Annotated in this window: 18 protein-coding genes; 9 read left to right on the top strand and 9 right to left on the bottom strand. The window is 37.4% G+C overall.

Annotated features, from left to right (window positions below; translation table 11 throughout):
• Positions 1 to 490: 490 nt before the first annotated feature.
• Positions 491 to 1,423: a ribosome biogenesis GTPase YlqF gene (gene ylqF, locus A3Q34_RS05595; RefSeq protein WP_070374465.1), complete on the top strand. Its 933-nt coding sequence runs from the start codon at positions 491 to 493 to the stop codon at positions 1,421 to 1,423.
• 10 nt (positions 1,424 to 1,433) lie between these two features.
• Positions 1,434 to 1,862, top strand: coding sequence for an HIT domain-containing protein (locus tag A3Q34_RS05590; protein WP_070374464.1), 429 nt, complete (start codon positions 1,434 to 1,436; stop codon positions 1,860 to 1,862).
• A 42-nt stretch (positions 1,863 to 1,904) separates the two neighbouring features.
• Here the strand turns inward: A3Q34_RS05590 and megL are convergent, their stop codons facing one another.
• Complete coding sequence (gene megL / locus A3Q34_RS05585; RefSeq protein WP_070374463.1) at positions 1,905 to 3,110, bottom strand: methionine gamma-lyase; 1,206 nt, start codon at positions 3,108 to 3,110, stop codon at positions 1,905 to 1,907.
• Between the two features lie 293 nt (positions 3,111 to 3,403).
• Here megL and A3Q34_RS05580 point away from each other — a divergent pair, with 293 nt between their 5' ends.
• Positions 3,404 to 4,969, top strand: a complete 1,566-nt coding sequence (locus tag A3Q34_RS05580; RefSeq protein ID WP_231907433.1) for a sigma 54-interacting transcriptional regulator — start codon at positions 3,404 to 3,406, stop codon at positions 4,967 to 4,969.
• Between the two features lie 19 nt (positions 4,970 to 4,988).
• Here A3Q34_RS05580 and A3Q34_RS05575 read toward each other — a convergent pair whose 3' ends face one another.
• The 3 genes from A3Q34_RS05575 to A3Q34_RS05565 all read right to left on the bottom strand — a co-directional run bounded on the left by A3Q34_RS05575 (position 4,989) and on the right by A3Q34_RS05565 (position 7,183).
• Complete coding sequence (locus A3Q34_RS05575) at positions 4,989 to 5,396, bottom strand: translation initiation factor (RefSeq protein WP_083277913.1); 408 nt, start codon at positions 5,394 to 5,396, stop codon at positions 4,989 to 4,991.
• A 111-nt stretch (positions 5,397 to 5,507) separates the two neighbouring features.
• Positions 5,508 to 6,434 (bottom strand): electron transfer flavoprotein subunit alpha/FixB family protein, encoded by a 927-nt coding sequence (locus A3Q34_RS05570; protein WP_070374462.1) that lies wholly within the window; start codon positions 6,432 to 6,434, stop codon positions 5,508 to 5,510.
• On the bottom strand, positions 6,431 to 7,183 hold the full coding sequence (locus tag A3Q34_RS05565; RefSeq protein ID WP_070374461.1) for an electron transfer flavoprotein subunit beta/FixA family protein: 753 nt from the start codon (positions 7,181 to 7,183) through the stop codon (positions 6,431 to 6,433). The genes A3Q34_RS05570 and A3Q34_RS05565 overlap by 4 nt, the downstream gene beginning before the upstream one ends.
• 306 nt (positions 7,184 to 7,489) lie before the next feature.
• On the opposite strand from A3Q34_RS05565, the gene A3Q34_RS05560 reads away from it, so the two are divergent.
• On the top strand, positions 7,490 to 9,139 hold the full coding sequence (locus A3Q34_RS05560) for an electron transfer flavoprotein-ubiquinone oxidoreductase (RefSeq protein WP_070374460.1): 1,650 nt from the start codon (positions 7,490 to 7,492) through the stop codon (positions 9,137 to 9,139).
• Between the two features lie 264 nt (positions 9,140 to 9,403).
• Here A3Q34_RS05560 and A3Q34_RS05555 read toward each other — a convergent pair whose 3' ends face one another.
• The 4 genes from A3Q34_RS05555 to A3Q34_RS05540 form a co-directional block, all read right to left on the bottom strand.
• A complete protein-coding gene (locus tag A3Q34_RS05555; RefSeq protein ID WP_070374459.1) occupies positions 9,404 to 10,177 on the bottom strand; it encodes a DUF2884 family protein in 774 nt (257 codons plus the stop codon).
• Positions 10,178 to 10,228: 51 nt separating this feature from the next.
• Complete coding sequence (locus A3Q34_RS05550) at positions 10,229 to 11,914, bottom strand: DUF342 domain-containing protein (protein ID WP_070374458.1); 1,686 nt, start codon at positions 11,912 to 11,914, stop codon at positions 10,229 to 10,231.
• 37 nt (positions 11,915 to 11,951) lie between these two features.
• Entirely contained in the window at positions 11,952 to 12,278 is a 327-nt protein-coding gene (locus A3Q34_RS05545) for a hypothetical protein (RefSeq protein WP_070374457.1), read from the bottom strand.
• A 203-nt stretch (positions 12,279 to 12,481) separates the two neighbouring features.
• Positions 12,482 to 13,756 carry a CinA family nicotinamide mononucleotide deamidase-related protein gene (locus A3Q34_RS05540; protein WP_070374456.1) on the bottom strand — a complete coding sequence of 425 codons (1,275 nt, stop codon included), beginning with the start codon at positions 13,754 to 13,756 and terminating at the stop codon, positions 12,482 to 12,484.
• A 183-nt stretch (positions 13,757 to 13,939) separates the two neighbouring features.
• On the opposite strand from A3Q34_RS05540, the gene A3Q34_RS05535 reads away from it, so the two are divergent.
• From A3Q34_RS05535 to dapA, 3 genes are all read left to right on the top strand, one after another.
• Positions 13,940 to 14,710: a DUF4097 family beta strand repeat-containing protein gene (locus A3Q34_RS05535; protein WP_070374455.1), complete on the top strand. Its 771-nt coding sequence runs from the start codon at positions 13,940 to 13,942 to the stop codon at positions 14,708 to 14,710.
• A gap of 128 nt (positions 14,711 to 14,838) precedes the next feature.
• Complete coding sequence (locus A3Q34_RS05530) at positions 14,839 to 15,225, top strand: hypothetical protein (RefSeq protein ID WP_070374454.1); 387 nt, start codon at positions 14,839 to 14,841, stop codon at positions 15,223 to 15,225.
• A 62-nt stretch (positions 15,226 to 15,287) separates the two neighbouring features.
• On the top strand, positions 15,288 to 16,196 hold the full coding sequence (dapA, locus tag A3Q34_RS05525) for a 4-hydroxy-tetrahydrodipicolinate synthase (RefSeq protein ID WP_070374453.1): 909 nt from the start codon (positions 15,288 to 15,290) through the stop codon (positions 16,194 to 16,196).
• A 7-nt stretch (positions 16,197 to 16,203) separates the two neighbouring features.
• Here dapA and A3Q34_RS05520 read toward each other — a convergent pair whose 3' ends face one another.
• A complete protein-coding gene (locus A3Q34_RS05520; RefSeq protein ID WP_070374452.1) occupies positions 16,204 to 17,076 on the bottom strand; it encodes an RluA family pseudouridine synthase in 873 nt (290 codons plus the stop codon).
• A gap of 124 nt (positions 17,077 to 17,200) precedes the next feature.
• Between A3Q34_RS05520 and A3Q34_RS05515 the strand changes: the two genes are divergently transcribed.
• A complete protein-coding gene (locus A3Q34_RS05515; RefSeq protein WP_070374451.1) occupies positions 17,201 to 17,542 on the top strand; it encodes a ribonuclease E inhibitor RraB in 342 nt (113 codons plus the stop codon).
• 118 nt (positions 17,543 to 17,660) lie between these two features.
• On the top strand, positions 17,661 to 17,873 hold the full coding sequence (locus tag A3Q34_RS05510) for a hypothetical protein (protein WP_070374450.1): 213 nt from the start codon (positions 17,661 to 17,663) through the stop codon (positions 17,871 to 17,873).
• The last annotated feature ends 373 nt before the right edge of the window (positions 17,874 to 18,246 follow it).

Below are 18,246 nucleotides of genomic sequence, written 5' to 3'. Positions count from 1 at the left end.
GAAAAACCCGATTCGAAAGAGTCGGGTTTTTTGCTTTCTGGCGTTTAAAAATAAATCATTTATACCCGTAGAGTAGTAGCGCCAACAGTAGTGTGACTTATGTTCGACATGCCCATGTGAGAATAGGACATTGCTAAGCTTCTATTTAGAGAAACCCGTAGCTTATGCTACGGGTTTTTTGCTTTCTGGCGTTTAAAAAACTTAGCAAAAACTGCTAGTTCTCATTAAAATAAATCAACAGCTAACAGCCAAACGTAATACATTAAGGCTAATCTAGCTTTAATAAGCATGCTTGTTATAAACGAAACGTTTTTTGTATTTAAGTCTTTGTAAACTTGCTACTAACGCATGTTAAATTTCATATCTTTCAGCTCAAAAGCTTATCTTATAACTGGCGATGCTTGTAATATCATATTTATTTTCAATGTAACGTGTGTATCAATGCGTAACTTGCTAAAATCTACACATTAATAAATTACTTAGTGTTGTTATGGCTATTAATTGGTTCCCTGGGCATATGCATAAAGCCCAAAAAGAAATAAAAGAAATTCTTCCACAAATAGATGTGGTCATAGAAGTGTGTGACGCTAGATTGCCGTTTAGCAGTGAAAATCCGATGATCACTGAGATCAGAGGTGATATCCCCCTTATTAAAATTCTCAATAAGTCTGATCTTGCCGATCCTGCTAAAACAAAAATTTGGCTAGAATATTTAGAGTCTCAAAAAAATGTCAAAGCAATCGCTCTAACCACAGATAACCCTTCTGTAGCGAAGACACTCCCTAGTCTTATTCGTAAATTAGTACCGAGTAAAAATGAAACGGGTAAACAGATCAACGTTGTTATTATGGGTATCCCTAACGTAGGTAAATCTACTTTATTAAATACTCTTGTTGGAAAAGCAAAAGCTAAAGTGGGTAATGAGCCTGCTGTGACTAAAGGTCAGCAGCGAATTCGTTTAGACGAAGGTCTTTACTTGTATGATACTCCAGGTATGTTGTGGCCAAAAATTGTTAATGAAAACAGTGGCTATCGATTAGCGATTACCAGCGCAGTTAAAGATACCGCCTTCGACCATGAAGATATTGCCTCGTTTGCAGGTGAATATTTATTAGCGCATTACCCGCAACGATTAAAAGAACGTTATCAATTTGACGATACGCCACAAACCGAAGTAGAGTTACTTGAAGAAATAGGTCGTAGACGCGGCTGTGTTAAATCAGGTGGTCGTATTGATTATCATAAAGCCGCAGCAATATTAATCAATGAGATACGCGATAATACCCTGGGCGGCATTACTTTTGAAACACCCGATATGATAGAGATTGAAACACTTCATTTTATCGAGCTTGAGGCTAAAAAAGTAGCGGCTAGAGAAGCTAAGAAAACTGCCCGCGGTCGCGGTCGTAAAAATAAACGTTAAGAGAGTCTATATGTCTAATACATTTCAACTTCACGCGCTATTACAACGTGACACCATTGAGTTACTTGAGTTACCACTGTCAACACTATTACTAATGAATGATAGTAATTATCCGTGGTTTGTTTTAGTACCTAGGGTCGATGATATTCAAGATATTTATCAACTTGATTGGCAGCAACAACAGCAGTTTCTCAATGAATCAAGTTTGTTAAGTGAAATCTTAATGCAGTTATTTAATGGCACAAAAATGAATGTAGCGGCATTAGGTAATATTTGTTCACAACTTCATGTCCATCACATTGTTCGCTTTGCGGATGATATTGCTTGGCCTAAACCTGTTTGGGGGGCGTTTGCAATGAAGGCTTATACAGACAGTGAATTAACCTTGTTAAAAGAAAAAGTACTGCCTGCGCTAACTAAAATTATAACGCAGGATTAATACTTTACGGGTAATTATGCTTACCCGTTATAAACCGCTAAGTTAGGCAACTTGCTCTTGGCGGTTTTCTATTTGATCTAACGATTGCTTTAGATCGTCAAGTAAATCATTTACGTGTTCTAAACCAACAGATATTCGAATTAAACTATCACTGATACCTGCCGCTACTCTCTCTTCTGGTGTATAAGGTGAATGAGTCATCGAAGCAGGGTGCTGAATAAGAGACTCTGCATCTCCTAGGCTTACTGCGATTGAAAATAAACTCATCCGATTTATAAATTCTTCGCCACCTTTTAAGTCTGCATTTAATTCAAAAGCGATAACTCCACCGGCCGCTTTCATTTGCGTACCAATAAATTTATAACCGTCATGCGATTTAAGACCAGGGTAATAAACTTTCGCTATCATTGGATGACTTTCTAGAAACTCAGCGATTGTTTGTGCATTTGAACAGTGGCGTTCCATACGCAATGGTAAGGTTTTTAATCCTCTCATAATTAACCATGCATCATGCGGGCTCATTGTTGCGCCAATATCTTTAAGTGCTGTTAATTTGATGTGTTCTATCATTTCAGCATTACTACAGATAATACCTGCTACCACATCACCATGACCATTTAGATACTTAGTTGCACTGTGAACAACGATATCCGCACCAAATTTTCCAGGTTGCTGTAAAACAGGGGTTAAGAAAGTATTGTCAACGATTGATAGAATACTGTGTTTTTTTGATATCGCTAAAATACGTGCTAAATCTAAAACTACTAAATTTGGGTTTATTGGTGTTTCTAGGAATATTACTTTAGTATTTGGTTTTATCGCTTTTTCAATATTTTCAGGCACTTTCATATCAACAAATGAAACTTCAATGCCGAATTTGGTTAGCATATGACTGATCAATGCATATGAACAGCCATATAAGGCACTAGAGGAAATAATATGATCACCACATTGCAAATTAGCTAATAAGGCGCCAGAAACAGCCGCCATGCCTGTTGCTGTGGCAGCGGCATCTTCCATTTCTTCCATGGCAGCAACACGCATTTCTAATTGTCTTACTGTAGGGTTACCTAATCGCCCATAAATATATCCTTCAGCCTCACCCGCAAAACGGTCGGCGCCTTGTTTAGCGTTTTCAAAAATAAAAGTAGACGTTTGGTAAAGTGGTGTTGCTAAAGAGCCAAATTGCTCATCGTTAATACGTCCTGAATGGATTGCTTGTGTTTCAACATATTTACTATTTTTCATAAATTCTCTCTTTAATAAGCATTTCGATGAAGAAAATTAGCGGCGCACTTTGTTATTGTTTATAGGTTGCGCCGCTAATTTCTTTTATATTGATCCGTTTGTCTTCATATTAGCAAAAATAGAGCCAGCAAAATATAAATCAATAATAACAATGTGTTATGATCTTCTTGGTGTAAAGGTTGATTGGTTTGTAATTAATTTATTACAAATCGTTCGCTTATCAGTTATTCTGTAATATAATTAATACATTGTAATTAATTTATTACAATGTGGCTGTGAAACATTGAGATAAAATGATGAGAATTGAAATTAAAGTAAAAGATCGTATTGGTATAAGCCAAGAAATCTTGGCTATTTTTGCTGATAATCGTTGGAATATACGTTCACTTGAAGTGGTTAGTCACTTTATTTATGTCCACTTTATGTCCAATGAATTAGCATTGTCTGACGTGCAAAATTCTCTGTCGCACCGCGATGACATAGTTCATTGTTTATCTGTCGACTTATTACCGACACAAAGACGTGAGGCTCATTTAAAAACCTTATTAGACACTATTCCAGACCCTATACTGGATATCGACCAAAATGGTATTATTGTTATTATTAATACGGCCGCTCAGTCGTTATTAAAAGATTTAGTGATAAAAATTGAGGGACAGCATATCGATCAATATATAGATCAGTCCTTTCAAGATATGCTTAATTCTTCAATGAGTAATTTTTCACTTTCATTTCTCGAACACTCTTATTTAGCTGATATCACGCCAATATTTTCAGAACATAGTTCATCAGGCGTTATTCTCACCTTACGTTCAATGAACCGCGTTGGTCAGCATATCGCATTAATACAGAGTCGAGAGCAAGCTGAATTTGATAATATTATTGGTGAGACCTCAGCTATTCGACTGTTAAAGTCTCAAACACTCAGGTTTTCAGAATTAGAATTACCGGTACTTATCAGTGGTGAAACAGGTACAGGTAAAGAGTTATTAGCTCGTGCTTTGCATAATGCCAGTCGACGTGCCGACGCGCCTTTTTTAGCGCTGAATTGTGCAGCATTACCCGAAAACTTATTGGAAAGTGAACTGTTTGGCTATGCGCCAGGTGCTTTTACCGGGGCTCAAAAAGGGGGGAAACCTGGGCTATTTGAACTGGCAGAAACAGGGACTATCTTTTTAGATGAAATTGCAGAAATGTCAGTATATTTACAAGCTAAGTTATTACGATTCTTACAGGATTATAAATATCGTCGTCTAGGTGGCACGAAAGAGTTAACGGCGAATGTGCGTATAATCAGTGCCAGTCACCAACACTTACCGCAACAGATTGAACGACAATTATTTAGAGAAGACCTATTTTATCGCTTAAATGTATTGAATTTGTCGATACCACCATTGCGTGAACGACCCGATGATATTATTTTATTAGCGGCACACTTTATTAAAATGGCGGCGCTTCAAGTTGCACGAAAAGTACCTACTTTAACAGAGCAAGCACTTGCTGCACTTAAGATATGCCAATGGCCAGGTAATATTCGCCAGTTACAAAATATTTTATTTAGAGCGGTAGCCCTTAATGATAGCGGTGTTATTGAAAAGTCTGATATTGATGGTGCGTTATCACAATTTTCAGCAGTTGATCTGCCGATAAGTCATAATATTGCTGGTTCTGCTAGCGATGGTGAAAATTTTGCTGAGCAGCCTCAATGGTCGGACTGGAATAGTGCTCAAGAAAAATTTGAAGGAGATTTGCTTAAAACGCTGTATCCGCTTTACCCAACAACGAGGAAACTAGCAGAGCGGTTAAAGGTTTCACACAATAAAATAGCAATGAAATTACGAAAGTACGATATAAGTTAGTCTGTTAGATGTTTGCTGACTAACCGCCAACAAACTTTACCTTAAAGCCATTGCTCTCAAGGACCTGTTTTATTTGCTCTCTTTTATCGCCTTGCACTTCAATGACTTCACCGACAACACTGCCACCGGTGCCACAGGTTTTCTTTAATTTTGTAGCAAGCTCTTTTAGCGCTTTTACATCTAAGCCTAATCCACTAATGGTGATGACACCTTTACCTTTTCTGCCTTTAGTTTCACGTCTAACTTTAGCAAAGCCATCACTGGCTGTTATTGTTTGGGCGTTATTGTCTTGTTTGATACGGCCACTATCTGTTGAATAGACTAATGAACTATCGGCTGGTTGCTGATTGGCCGAATGCTCAGCTGTAGCACTCTCTCTACCAAATGCACCAGCAAGATCGCTAAGACTAGAAAGTTTATTTTTCATGATGTGGTACCCGAGTGTTAATTGACTGAGTGGTTAAATAAAAGATAAAAATAAAGCCACTATTAAAGTGGCTTTATTATACCTAGAAAATAAGTCTGAAAACGTTATAGTTTACAGTTTACCTTCAAGCTCTGGTAATACTTCAAATAAATCACCAACAATACCGTAATCAGCAACTTGGAAAATAGGCGCTTCGGCATCTTTGTTGATCGCAACAATGATTTTAGAATCTTTCATACCAGCTAAATGCTGTATTGCACCACTTATACCTACAGCTATGTATAGGTCAGGAGCTACAATTTTACCTGTTTGACCGACTTGCATGTCATTAGGTACAAAGCCAGCATCTACAGCGGCACGTGAAGCACCAATAGCAGCGCCAAGCTTATCTGCAATACCTTCAAGTAACTTGAAGTTATCGCCGTTTTGCATGCCACGACCACCTGAAATAACGATACTTGCTGCGCCTAAGTCAGGACGTTCTGATACAGAGAGTTCATCATTTACATGCGTTGAAATTCCAGCGTCTGTTACTGAGTCTACTGCTACAATTTCAGCACTACCATCAGTGGCAACTGGGTCAAAACCGGTAGGACGAACCGTAATTATTTTTTTACTGTCTAAGCTTTGCACTGTGGCAATAGCATTACCTGCATAAATAGGACGAACAAAAGTATCACTACTTTCTACAGCAATAATATCTGATATTTGTGCAACATCTAATAAAGCGGCAACGCGAGGCATAAAGTTCTTACCTGTCGTTAGAGCTGTTGCTAAAACGTGTTCGTAATCAGCAGCAAGTTCTGTCACCAATAAGCTAATGTTTTCAGCTAACTGATGTTCATAAGCTGGATTATCAGCAACAAGAACTTTACTTACACCGTTAACTTTAGCGGCTTCTTGTGCAACACTCTGACAATTACTACCAGCAACTAATATATGAATGTCACCACCAATTGCTTGAGCTGCAGCAACTGTTTTAAGCGTGTCAGCTTTTAATGTGCTGTTATCATGTTCAGCAAATACTAAAATACTCATGAAATCACCTTCGCTTCATTTTTCAGTTTTTCAATTAATGTATCTACACCATCAACAATAATACCGGCTTTACGTGTTGCAGGTGGTACAACTTTTATTAATTTTGAACGTGGGCTTAAATCAATGCCAAAATCTGCAGCGGGTTTAACCACTAATGGTTTACGCTTTGCTTTCATGATATTAGGTAATGAAGCATAACGAGGTTCATTTAAACGCAAATCGGTAGTAACAATTGCAGGTAGGTTAAGTGATACAGTTTGTAAGCCGCTATCAACTTCACGTGTTACATTAACTTTATCGCCTTCAACTTTTACCACTGATGCGAAAGTACCTTGCGGCATACCTGTTAAGGCAGCGAGCATTTGACCTGTTTGATTATTATCACTGTCGATAGATTGCTTACCTAGAATAACCAATTGTGGCTGTTCTTCTTCAACAATCTTTTGTAAAAGTTTGGCGATATTAAGAGCGTCTAACTTCTCATCAGTTTCGATTTGAATAGCGCGGTCTGCGCCTAATGCTAAAGCCGTTCTTAATTGTTCTTGGCAAGATTTGTCACCAACGGATACCACAATAACTTCAGTGGCAACGCCAGCTTCTTTTAAACGAACCGCTTCTTCTACAGCGATTTCACAAAAAGGGTTAATTGCCATTTTTACATTAGCAAGATCAACATTTGAATTGTCTGCTTTTACGCGAACTTTGACGTTATAGTCAATTACACGTTTAATAGGTACTAATACTTTCATCGTAGCCTCTGATTGCGTTTGTTGTGTTTGTATTTATAGTGTAAAGCTAAGGTTTGATTAATTAAACTAACATTAGCAAGTATTTCTCATTATTGCTCGACAGACTAATACTAGACTACGTGAACGTCAACGTAATACGGTGCTTGTCTCGATAAATTGAGCTTAAATAGCTTTTGTCGCAATATCTTTCAATAGAAGATAGTATTTATCAACAAAATATCTATAATGAGTGATATTATCAAACAGGTGTTTGAAAATCAAACGAGTGTTTGACTTTATTTAAATGAATATTTTTTGGGGAAATTTATGGAACGCGAATCGATGGATTTTGACGTTGTTATTGTTGGTGCTGGTCCGTCTGGCTTAGCAACAGCTTGTCGTTTGATGCAGTTAGCAAAAGAAAAAGATCAAGAACTCTTAGTCTGCGTTGTTGAAAAAGGCTCAGAAGTTGGAGCACATATTTTATCGGGGGCTGTTTTTGAGCCAAGAGCGCTAAATGAATTATTCCCAGATTGGCAAGAAAAAGGCGCGCCACTTAATACAAAAGTTACCGGCGATGATCTTTATTTACTTAATAGCGAAAGCAACGCGATAAAATTACCTAACATCTCTGTACCAAAAACTATGCATAACGATGGAAACTATATTGTTAGCATGGGCAACGTATGTCGTTGGTTAGCAGAGCAAGCGGAAGAATTAGGGGTTGAAATTTTTCCTGGTTTCCCAGCACATGAAGTACTCTATAACGATGATGGTAGTGTTGCGGGTATTATTACCGGTGACATGGGTCTAGATGTTAATGGTAAAGAAAAAGATTCATTTGTTCCTGGAATGGAACTTCGCGCTAAGTATACTGTTTTTGCTGAAGGTTGCCGTGGTCACTTAGGTAAAGAACTGATCAGTAAATTTAATTTAGATGAAGGTGTCTCTCCACAGCATTATGGTTTAGGTTTTAAAGAGATTTGGGACATTGATCCCGCTAAGCACCAAGAAGGTCTCGTAGTACATACGGCTGGTTGGCCATTAGATCAAGGCGCAACAGGTGGTGGCTATTTATACCATGCAGAAAATAATCAAGTATTTGTAGGTCTTATTGTAGATTTAAATTATAGCAACCCGCATTTAAGTCCATTTGATGAATTTCAACGTTATAAACATCATCCAAAAATTAGTCAGTACCTTGAAGGCGGTAAACGTGTTTCTTATGGAGCACGAGCGATGGCAAAGGGTGGTTTTAACTCATTACCTAAAATGACAATGCCAGGTGGTATTATAGTTGGCTGTGATGCTGGAACGATAAACTTTGCTAAAATCAAAGGTAATCACACCGCAATGAAATCGGGTATGTTAGCCGCTGAAAGTATTTTTCAAGTGATCGTTTCCGGTGATGAAGGCGGTAAAGACCTTGCTGATTATACTGAAAGGTTTAAAGACTCTTGGTTATATGACGAACTTTATAGCTCTCGCAATTTTGGCCCGGCTATGCATAAGTTTGGTATGACCTTGGGTGGTGCTTACAACACCATAGATCAAAACCTATTTAATGGTAAATTACCGTTTAACCTTAAGGACGACACGCTTGACCATGACCAGCTTAAATTAGCCTCGGAGTCGGCGGTTATCAATTATCCAAAACCAGATAATAAACTGAGTTTTGATAAATTAACCTCAGTATTTTTGTCAAATACTAACCATGAAGAAGAACAACCTTGTCACTTAAGACTGACTGACGTTGATGTTCCAATTACGGTTAATTTAGCTAAGTATGCAGAGCCTGCTCAGCGTTATTGTCCGGCTGGCGTATACGAAATTGAATCGACAGAGCAGGGTGACAAATTAGTGATTAATGCGCAAAACTGTATTCACTGTAAAACCTGTGATATTAAAGACCCAAGCCAAAATATAACTTGGGTAACACCAGAAGGCACCGGTGGTCCGAATTATCCAAATATGTAAGTTACTATTTGTATGATTTTAATTATAAAAAACCTGCTGATGCAGGTTTTTTGTTTTCAGGATAACGGTGTTGTGTTCAGGATGACAGTGATGGTATCAGGGAGTCGGTGATCGTTTAGTACTCTTGTCGTCATGCTGAATTCATTTCAGTATCTGGTTTTTGTGGTTGTAAGTACAGATCCTGAAACAAGTTCAGGATGACGGTGCCTGTCTCAGTATGACGCTCTTTGTTCACTCTGACGTTACTCGTTGGGAGCAACGGAGTTATTTTGTCTGTATCAAATCAAACTCACTCAGTGCAGTGATACTTTGCTGTAACTTAGACTCTAGTTGATCTAACTTCTTTAAATTTTTACAAAACTGCGCAGCTTTTAATTTAACTTCTTGTGCTCGAGGTTCAATTTCAAGTTGTAAATCCTTTTCCATACCTTTGATACGTTGGTCAAAGGTTTCTACGCGCTGCTCACTACTGCTTTCTTCGTTGGTGGTCATTGCTTCACCAACGGCCATTAAAATAGTGCCAATTGATTCGGTTACGATACTTTCAATTTCTTGTTCAAAGGCGCCAGCAAAAATTTCATCAAAATCAGCAAAATCTTGCGAAGCAATATAATAATTAGTATCGCTATGGTTAAAACGTTCTCTTAAACGGTATTGCATCTCATCGAAGCGCTCTTGAATTTTTTGATGTGAGGCGCTGTTTTCACCCGTTAAACCAGCAATAACTTTGTTTACTGCTTTTAAATCAATATCAACACCTTCAATCGCTATTGCCACTATTTCAGGTATTTGTTTACGAATGCCTTGGCTGTATTGCGTGAGTAATTGTCTTTGTTCTTCATTGAGGGCTATCTCTCGCCCACGAATAAATAATTGCTGATTATTATTAATTTGAACGTAGGTTTGGCTTTCTTTCAAAATACGTACATGAGAAGGATTGATTACCACACCATGATTAAAGTTTATATCGCATTGCTGTGCTGAAGCAGTACTAGCAATTAAGCTCGTTGCAATTAAAGCAAGAGTATTAAATTTCATCGTTTTCCTAATATAACTAAATGATATTGATAGAAAATTTTCAGTAATATTCTATGTGTTAACGATAGGATTAAAATGAATTTTTCTTTCTTTATAATTCACTTTAGTTGGTCCATATTCACGGCGAGATCTATCTTGGAAGTCGCCAACAATCATTTGTACACCGTGATAAAGTTTCTCTGTTGCTTCTATATAGACACTTGCCATATAGGTTTGTATTTGCTCTTCAAAAGCTTCTTTTTCGTTAAGGATCTCACCTACGCGATGAGCATGAAACTTATAAGTAGAAACCAGTTTACTGAGCATCTCAGGGTTTACTTTATCGGTAGGCAACTTTTTGAGTTTATTAACAGCTGATTGTAATTCCGTTGATTTATCAGAATCAACTTTTAATCTAAATTCAATGTCTTCTAACTGTTCTTTCATTAGATCCACTTTTTTGGAAAAGCTTATAATGGTGCTGCTTCCTGCTGTTGCGCCTACAATACCGGCATGAACAGATTTTCCCGCTTTTATGTAACCAGCGATAAGCTTACCATTAGCTTTTTCTTCAGTGCCTAACCAAAGTGTCTCTTCAACATCAATAATGCTGTGCATCATTTGGTTTTCAATACGTAAGGAGTGACAAGATATTTCAGCATATTGGGCATATTTTGCGAAAATATCACCTTTAGCAGATATATAAGCACTCATTTTAATATTATCGAGAGATTGACCTTCAACGTCTTGTTTTTTACCAATAATGCCACTACCAATAGTAATGTCACCACCAGCTTCTAAGGTTGCTGACTCAACAAAACCACCAATAGTGATATCACCGGTTGCCGTTACTTTCATACCCTCACAAATATCACCATCAATAATAATACTGCCTTCAAATTTGATATGTCCCGTACTGATATCAACATTTTTTATGCGATAAACCGGATCAACTTCCATGCCGTTATCAATAATTCTTGGTAAGCCGATCAGTGTAGAGATTAAGACTTTATCATTCTTAGGGCTTATTGTTGTACCTTCGCCAGCGGTTAGCGTGATGTCATCTCCTGGCAAAGGCTCTAGGGGAGAGCCAGTCACAGTAAAACCTTTAACACCTTCGGTAAGCATAATTTTTTTCGCGAGCGGATCGCCTACTTTCACACAAATTATGTCACCTAAATCGCGCATATCGACACTTCCATCTTCGCGATCTTTAGGACGTAAAATTCTATCTTGGGCGCTTTGTACTAACCATTTTATTTTTGAATTTTTACCATTAAGGGCAATTTTACCGTGGGCTATTTCGCCGGTGATTATAGAGCCAGCAGGTTCTTTCGCGGCTTGATGAGCAAGTTTTAATAATTGCTCTTTGGTAAAGCCTTTGCTGACACCTGCTTCTTGAGCAGAGTTGAGAATGGCCTTAGCGGTTAAATGTTTACCACCAAGCGCTGTTGAAATCTCAGCTGTTGCAGACATTTCATCTTTATCAATGGTAATTGAAATAGTCGCGTCTCTGCGCTCAAGCACTTGATAACTAATTTCTCGACCAGATTTATTCTTTTGAAGAGGTTTTAGGACACTATTAAGTTCGGCGATGGCATTTTTTATATTACCATTATCAACATATAAATCTTTAAATTCAGAATTTTCTATTAGTTCATGGACGCTGGCTTCTGTTACCTGTGTATCATCTTTAACCGGTTGCAAAACAAGGTCAATATTATTTTTTTTATTTGTTACTAAGCTTGCTTGAGTCACGCTAGACTTACTCCAATATTACCACTTAAAATATCGATTAAATGTAGTTTTCCTGGTGAATTTTAATAAAAGAGCCAGTATTCACTTTTGAATAATCAATTTTATATTCTTTGTTATCTAATGCTTGTATAAAAATTAATGTTTTATTCTCTCCAAAAACGTCTGTTGCACTAACATCAACAACATCTTGATAGGCTTTCTTAGCATCAGCTCTTTTATTTGGAACTTCACCTTTGTAAATGCCTATACCACGGTTACTTACAATAACTACAGGATGACCGCCATTTACAATCAGTAAATCAAATTTTCTCATCTTATGGATAATGGTATTACGACCACTCGTGATGAAGTTTTTTTCTATCAAAATATGCTCCTATTTCTACTCAAACGTCTAGCAAGATTAGTTACCCAAATAACTAATATGCAGCTTCATAAATCTATTCTAGTTTATTCTGCCTATAAATATATAAAGATTTGATTTATGGTGCAATAAAAATTACGTTTCTTTCAATATTATTAAAGTTAATACCTAACGTTAACACGCATACAACATATTAAGGCTATATATTAAAAATAAAGTGGTGTTTGATTACTCTCAATTAATAACCGTCTTATTAAATCAAGAGACCGTGCTGCTACCATACGTTGAAAGTTTTCCCTATTTGCTTTTATACAAAAATATTTGGTGTGTATTTTATCTTTATTCCCCCAAGCTATCCAAACTGAGCCAACGGGTTTTTCTTTACTGCCACCCGTTGGGCCAGCGATACCAGAAACGGCAATAACTAAATCAGCCCCTGCTATGGCTAATGCACCTTCTGCCATTGCTATTACTGTCTGTTCACTAACCGCGCCATGTTGTTCAAGTATATTTTCATCAACATGCAGTAGTTTGCTTTTCATATTATTTGAGTAAGTTACAAAGCCAGCTTCAAACGAAGATGATGACCCTGAAATTTTGGTTATTTCGCTGGCGATTAAACCGCCGGTACAAGACTCTGCTGTCGTTATTTTAAGATTTTTTTGTTGGCATAATTGCAAAACTAGTTCGGCTAAAGAATAAGGTTTATCTTTAATCTCTTCAATGATGTGATCATTTAATAATGTTTTGATTTTTTTAATAAGATCGATTTTTATTGATAAATACTCATTTTTTTCAACGGTTAACTTTAATTCTATTAATGGCGAAGATGCGCGAAAACCAACTTCAACTTCTTTAGGCCAATCGGGAAAGTTTTTTACCAACATTGACTGAAGGGTTGATTCGCCAATACCAAATAACTGTAAGCGAGTAATATCCATTTCCGCAGTGAAGTTAGATTGTGAGGCCAATTCAGGAATGATTTCTTCATCAAGCATTATGTTAAGTTCACTAGGTACCCCTGGCGTACAAAAGACTTGGCAATCATTCAGTGTTAAGGAAAAACCTACTGCGCTGCCTATTCGGTTGGCAATAATATTACAATTTTCTGGCAGCAGAGCTTGCTTTAAATTAGCCTTACCTAAATGAGCATTACGTTGTTCACACCAGGTTTTTAGGTGGGCCAGTGCTATAGGATGTTGCTTTAAAGAGCGTTGTGTCGCCAAGGCTAATGCTTGTGCGGTTAAATCATCTGTCGTTGGACCAAGCCCGCCATTAATAATTAATACATCGGCATCTTTTGTTAAGTGTTCTATTTCCTTTGCAAGTAAATCAAGATCGTCAGCTAAGGTCACTTTGCGACTAATTTTTATGCCAATGGCTTTACATTGTTGAGCGATCATTGCTGAATTACTGTCGACAATATCTCCCGTCATCAATTCATTGCCAGTAAGAAGTAAGTGCACGTTAGCGATGGTCATTTATAAATCCTGTCAATAGGGTGAAAATTACCGTTAGGTTACTGTAAAAGTTGAATTGTTGTTAGTTATTAAAAGTAGGAAAGGTCATTTAAAAAAGTAAAATAAAATTTAAACCTTTTCAATGCCATTGTGTACTTAACCATTATAGCCATTAAAATAGTTAATAAACCCTAAGGAAATTTCATGAAACAGTCATTTAAAAGACAACTTACTTTAGCCACAATTTTATCACTTGCTAGTATTAGCGCCGTATATGCACAGGTTAAAGATACTATTGAAAAATCATTTGTTGTTAGTGAACAAACAAGTTTACGTTTAGCTAATATAAATGGTGGTGTTGACATTCAAGGTTGGAGTAACGATGAAATTAGAATAACAGCAATAGTGACCGCGGAAAATCAAACTGATAGAGACCGTATAAACCTTGAGTTTTCTGAAAGTTCTAGAGGGGTTAGTGTTGAAACTACATACCAAAAACAATCATCTTGGGGGCATAATAATAGCTCTGGCAAAGTTGATTACATTGTTATGGTTCCGTTTGGCGCGGCATTAACCGATATTGAATTAGTAAACGGTTCATTGGTGATTGATAAAGTACAAGGTGACATAAAAGCGAATACAGTTAATGGTACTATTAGTGTGCAAGGCTTAGCTGCAAACCTTGAATTAAATTCAGTCAATGGCAGTATTAATGCGACCTACCAGCAAGTTGGCAACAACATCGACAGCGTGGAGATAACAACGGTCAACGGCAGCATTAAACTTTATATGCCTGGTGAGCTCAATGCCACTATTAATGCCGAAACCATGCACGGCAGTATTGACACGGCATTTGGGCTTTCAAGTGATAAAAAAATGTTTAGTGGTCGTCACTTATCTGGGACAGTCGGTAGCGGCGATATTACGATTAATTTAGAAAGTGTCAATGGTAGTATTAAGGTCTTAAAAAACTAATTTTTCATAAAACGTCAAGCGCTTTATTTAACCACAACAATCAATGTTGTGTTTTTTTTTATTTGGTTGTCGGTGAAAATAATGCACAATAGTATTTATATCTGACAGAGTTATAAGGCGTGTTTTAAGTGAGTGAACAATATAACCGAGCATTATTAGCCGGCCGTTGGTATCGTATGGAAATGAACGACGTCGGTCACCAACTTGTTGAGTATGCTGAGCTTTGCCTTGATGGTAGTTTTGAGTTTTCATTTGTTGAACAAACGTCTCAGGGCGAAATTGTTAGCCAAATTATTGAGTTAGGCGATTGGGGATTAGTAGGAGATATTCACTTTACTATCACACAAGAAGAAGTTGTTGACGGTGAGCATTATCGAGCCGATTTAAATGATGAAAATAACTATCAGGCTTATAAAGTTTTAGCCTTAGACAGTCAAATTTTCAAATATCAGCACATTGTTAGTAATGAAGTGTTTATCCTACGCCGAGTTGTTGATAAAATCGGTCATTGTTAAATTCAGTTATTCTTCAAAAATAAGAAAAATTACCCTTTTACCTAATATGTAGTTGAGAAAAAATGAAAAATATAAAGGCAGCAAGTTTAATTACTGCGATAAAAACCCCTTACAACGCACAGGGTGAAATTGACCTTGTTACTTATGACAAGCTGGTTGCAAAGCAAATAGCGGCGGGTGTTGACGGTATTGTTGTCGGTGGTACTACAGGTGAAGGACACTTATTAAGTTGGGAAGAGCATTTAATGTTAATCGCTCATACCGTTCATCAGTATAGTGACAAACTTATTATTGTTGGTAATACCGGTAGTAATAATACCCGTGAGGCGATTAAAGCCACACAGAATGGTTTTGCCATGGGGATGGATGCAGCATTGCAAATTAACCCTTATTACGGGCGAACCTCAATGGCGGGTGTTGCCGCGCATTTTAACAAAGTCTTAGATATTGGTCCTGCGTTTATTTATAACGTACCAGGAAGAACGGGCCAAGACCTTACGCCTGATTTGATCGAACCTTTGTCAAAGCATAAAAACTTTATTGGTGTGAAAGAATGTGGCGGTAATGACCGTATTGCTTATTATGAAAAGCAAGGTATTGCTTGTTGGTCAGGTAATGATGATGAATGTTATGTTGGTCGCCACCAATTTGGCTCTCACGGTGTTATTTCTGTAACCTCGAATCTGGTGCCTGGCCTAATGAGAACATTAATGGACAGTGAAGATAACGAACTAAATGAACGTTTACAAAGTCTGATGAAATGGTTGTTTTGTGAGCCTAACCCTATTGCCATAAATACCACGTTAATGATGACAGGTGCCGTTCAAGCTAACTTTAGATTACCTTACTTAGCGTTGACACTAGAGCAACGTCAAATCGGTTTTGACCTGTTAGCCAAACTTGAAGCGGCTGAAATTGTTGGTGATAAATTAGCTCTGCTTAATGATAGTGATTTTAATTACTGTTCATAAAAAAGACTTAGCCAAGAACATTTAATGAGGGCATTAAATGTTCAGGCACTTTAAACGACCGCTGCTCTGCGGTTAGCGGGCAAATAAAATTAAGTGCCACCGCGCACAGCTGTAAGTTAATACTTTCTTCAATGCTGGCGTCGCCAACTTCCCCGTGTAATCTATCGCCAACCACCGGCATATTAATACTTGCAGCATGACTTCTTATTTGGTGTTTTCTACCCGTATCAATTATAACTTGTACCAACGAGGTGTTATTTTTTTCATTATAAGCAATATGACTAAAATGGCTGCTGGCGCTTTTACCATCGACATCACAGGTTAATGTGTCAGGTTGTGGTCGTAAACGGTGATCGCCGTGAATAATAATATGATAAATTTTCTCTAAATCATGCTTTTCAAACATCGCACTTAATGCGCGCGCTGCTTTTTTACTATGGGCAATTAGAATTAATCCGGTGGCTGCTCTATCTAAACGGTGAACAATAAATGCGGGGCGCTCAGGGGTTAAATGTGTTTGAGCCCAACGGGCAATCGTGCAGTGATCACTCCACTTTGAACCTTGAGATAACATACCGTAAGGCTTATACCACACGCTATAATCAACATCGTCATTAATTAATAACGCTTCATTAGGCTGTTGGCTTAATACTTGTTCGTCATAATAAAAGTGTAGGGTATCGGTTACTTGTAATGGCTTTTTGATGCGTCGCAAACGCTGTGTGCTTTTACCACGGGTTAACCATAACGCACCTCGTTGAATAGCCTGTTTTAATTGAGCATTACTTAATGAGCATGCTTGGTTAAGTTCGCCAATAATGCTGCTATTTTCTGTATTAACATCGATATGAAGCTCAAATTTATGCAAGGCTATATTCAAGGTGAGTGATTCGTTGGTAAGTTATATCGCTAGTTTACCAAAAATAATCGCTAACTGAATTGGTATTATGTTTTTCATCAGATAAAATAGCGAATTAATGCCTACAAAGATAAGATGAAAAATAATGAACCGTGATTTAGCCCTATTTCCACAAGACAATGTTGGTGATGCCTTATGGCAAATGATGATTGATGGTGATGATTTAAACCAAGCCCGTGAAATTGAATTTTCAGTGATATTTCCTAACGAAGAAGCCGCTTTGAAATTTGGTCAGTTACTTTTAGAAAACAACCAAAAACTCTCTTTTTGTCCTTATGAAGGCAATGATGATTTTCCTTGGGAAATTACCGCTTATCCTTTTGTTGGCGCCAGTTATGAAAATATTAGTTCTTACCAAAATTTATTGATTTCAAGCGCTGAGCCATTAGGTGGTCAATATGACGGGTTTTATTGCGCGGCTGTTTAACTTAGCGCTCTTATATTAATAAAAGTGCAGAACCATTGAGAACGTCAATATCGGTTGATGATTTTCATTGACTATTACCCAGATGCTGAAGGCTATTTAGCATTAATAAGGCAGCTTTATGCTTGATATAACTCAGTTTGACCTATTAAAAAAAAGCAGTGCAAAGTCCTTTAACGATCAAAAAGCATTGATTAAAAAAGTGATGGCAGGCCGTGAAATGAAATGTGAAACTTGCGGCAGTATACTGCGTTTAATTGTCCCTGAAGATAAAAGTACTCCGGGTGTTTATTGTGGCAAAGGCTGTACCGATATCTGTTTAGACTTTATTTAAGCGATAAAGTAAATTTAACTCACTCGAGCAGAGCGACAAATTTCTTTTATTAATTTATTATTTTCTAACGGTATTTATACGATCGCTTCAGTTTCTAAGATTTCTTGCCAATCAGGGAGTATTGAAGCACCAATGCCAGTACAGACTGATTGCCAAGCAGATTCAATAGTTTAATACTGGCAGGTGGCTAAACCTTATTGATTCATGGACCATAACCACTTTTAATTTATCGAGTGCATCACAAGGTGCTCGATTGATAAAGGGCATGACTTGTCATTTCGCAATATAAATTGAAGGTTGCTGAGCAATAAGCCAACCTCTTGCGCAGTGAGTTGATGGTTGTCTTGTTAGATAATAGTCTTGTCAGATAGCA

The organism is Colwellia sp. PAMC 20917 (assembly GCF_001767295.1).
In the GTDB taxonomy this organism is placed as follows: Bacteria; Pseudomonadota; Gammaproteobacteria; order Enterobacterales; family Alteromonadaceae; genus Colwellia_A.
Note: the sequence above shows the minus strand (reverse complement) of the source record. Positions and strands in the feature narration are given on the sequence as shown.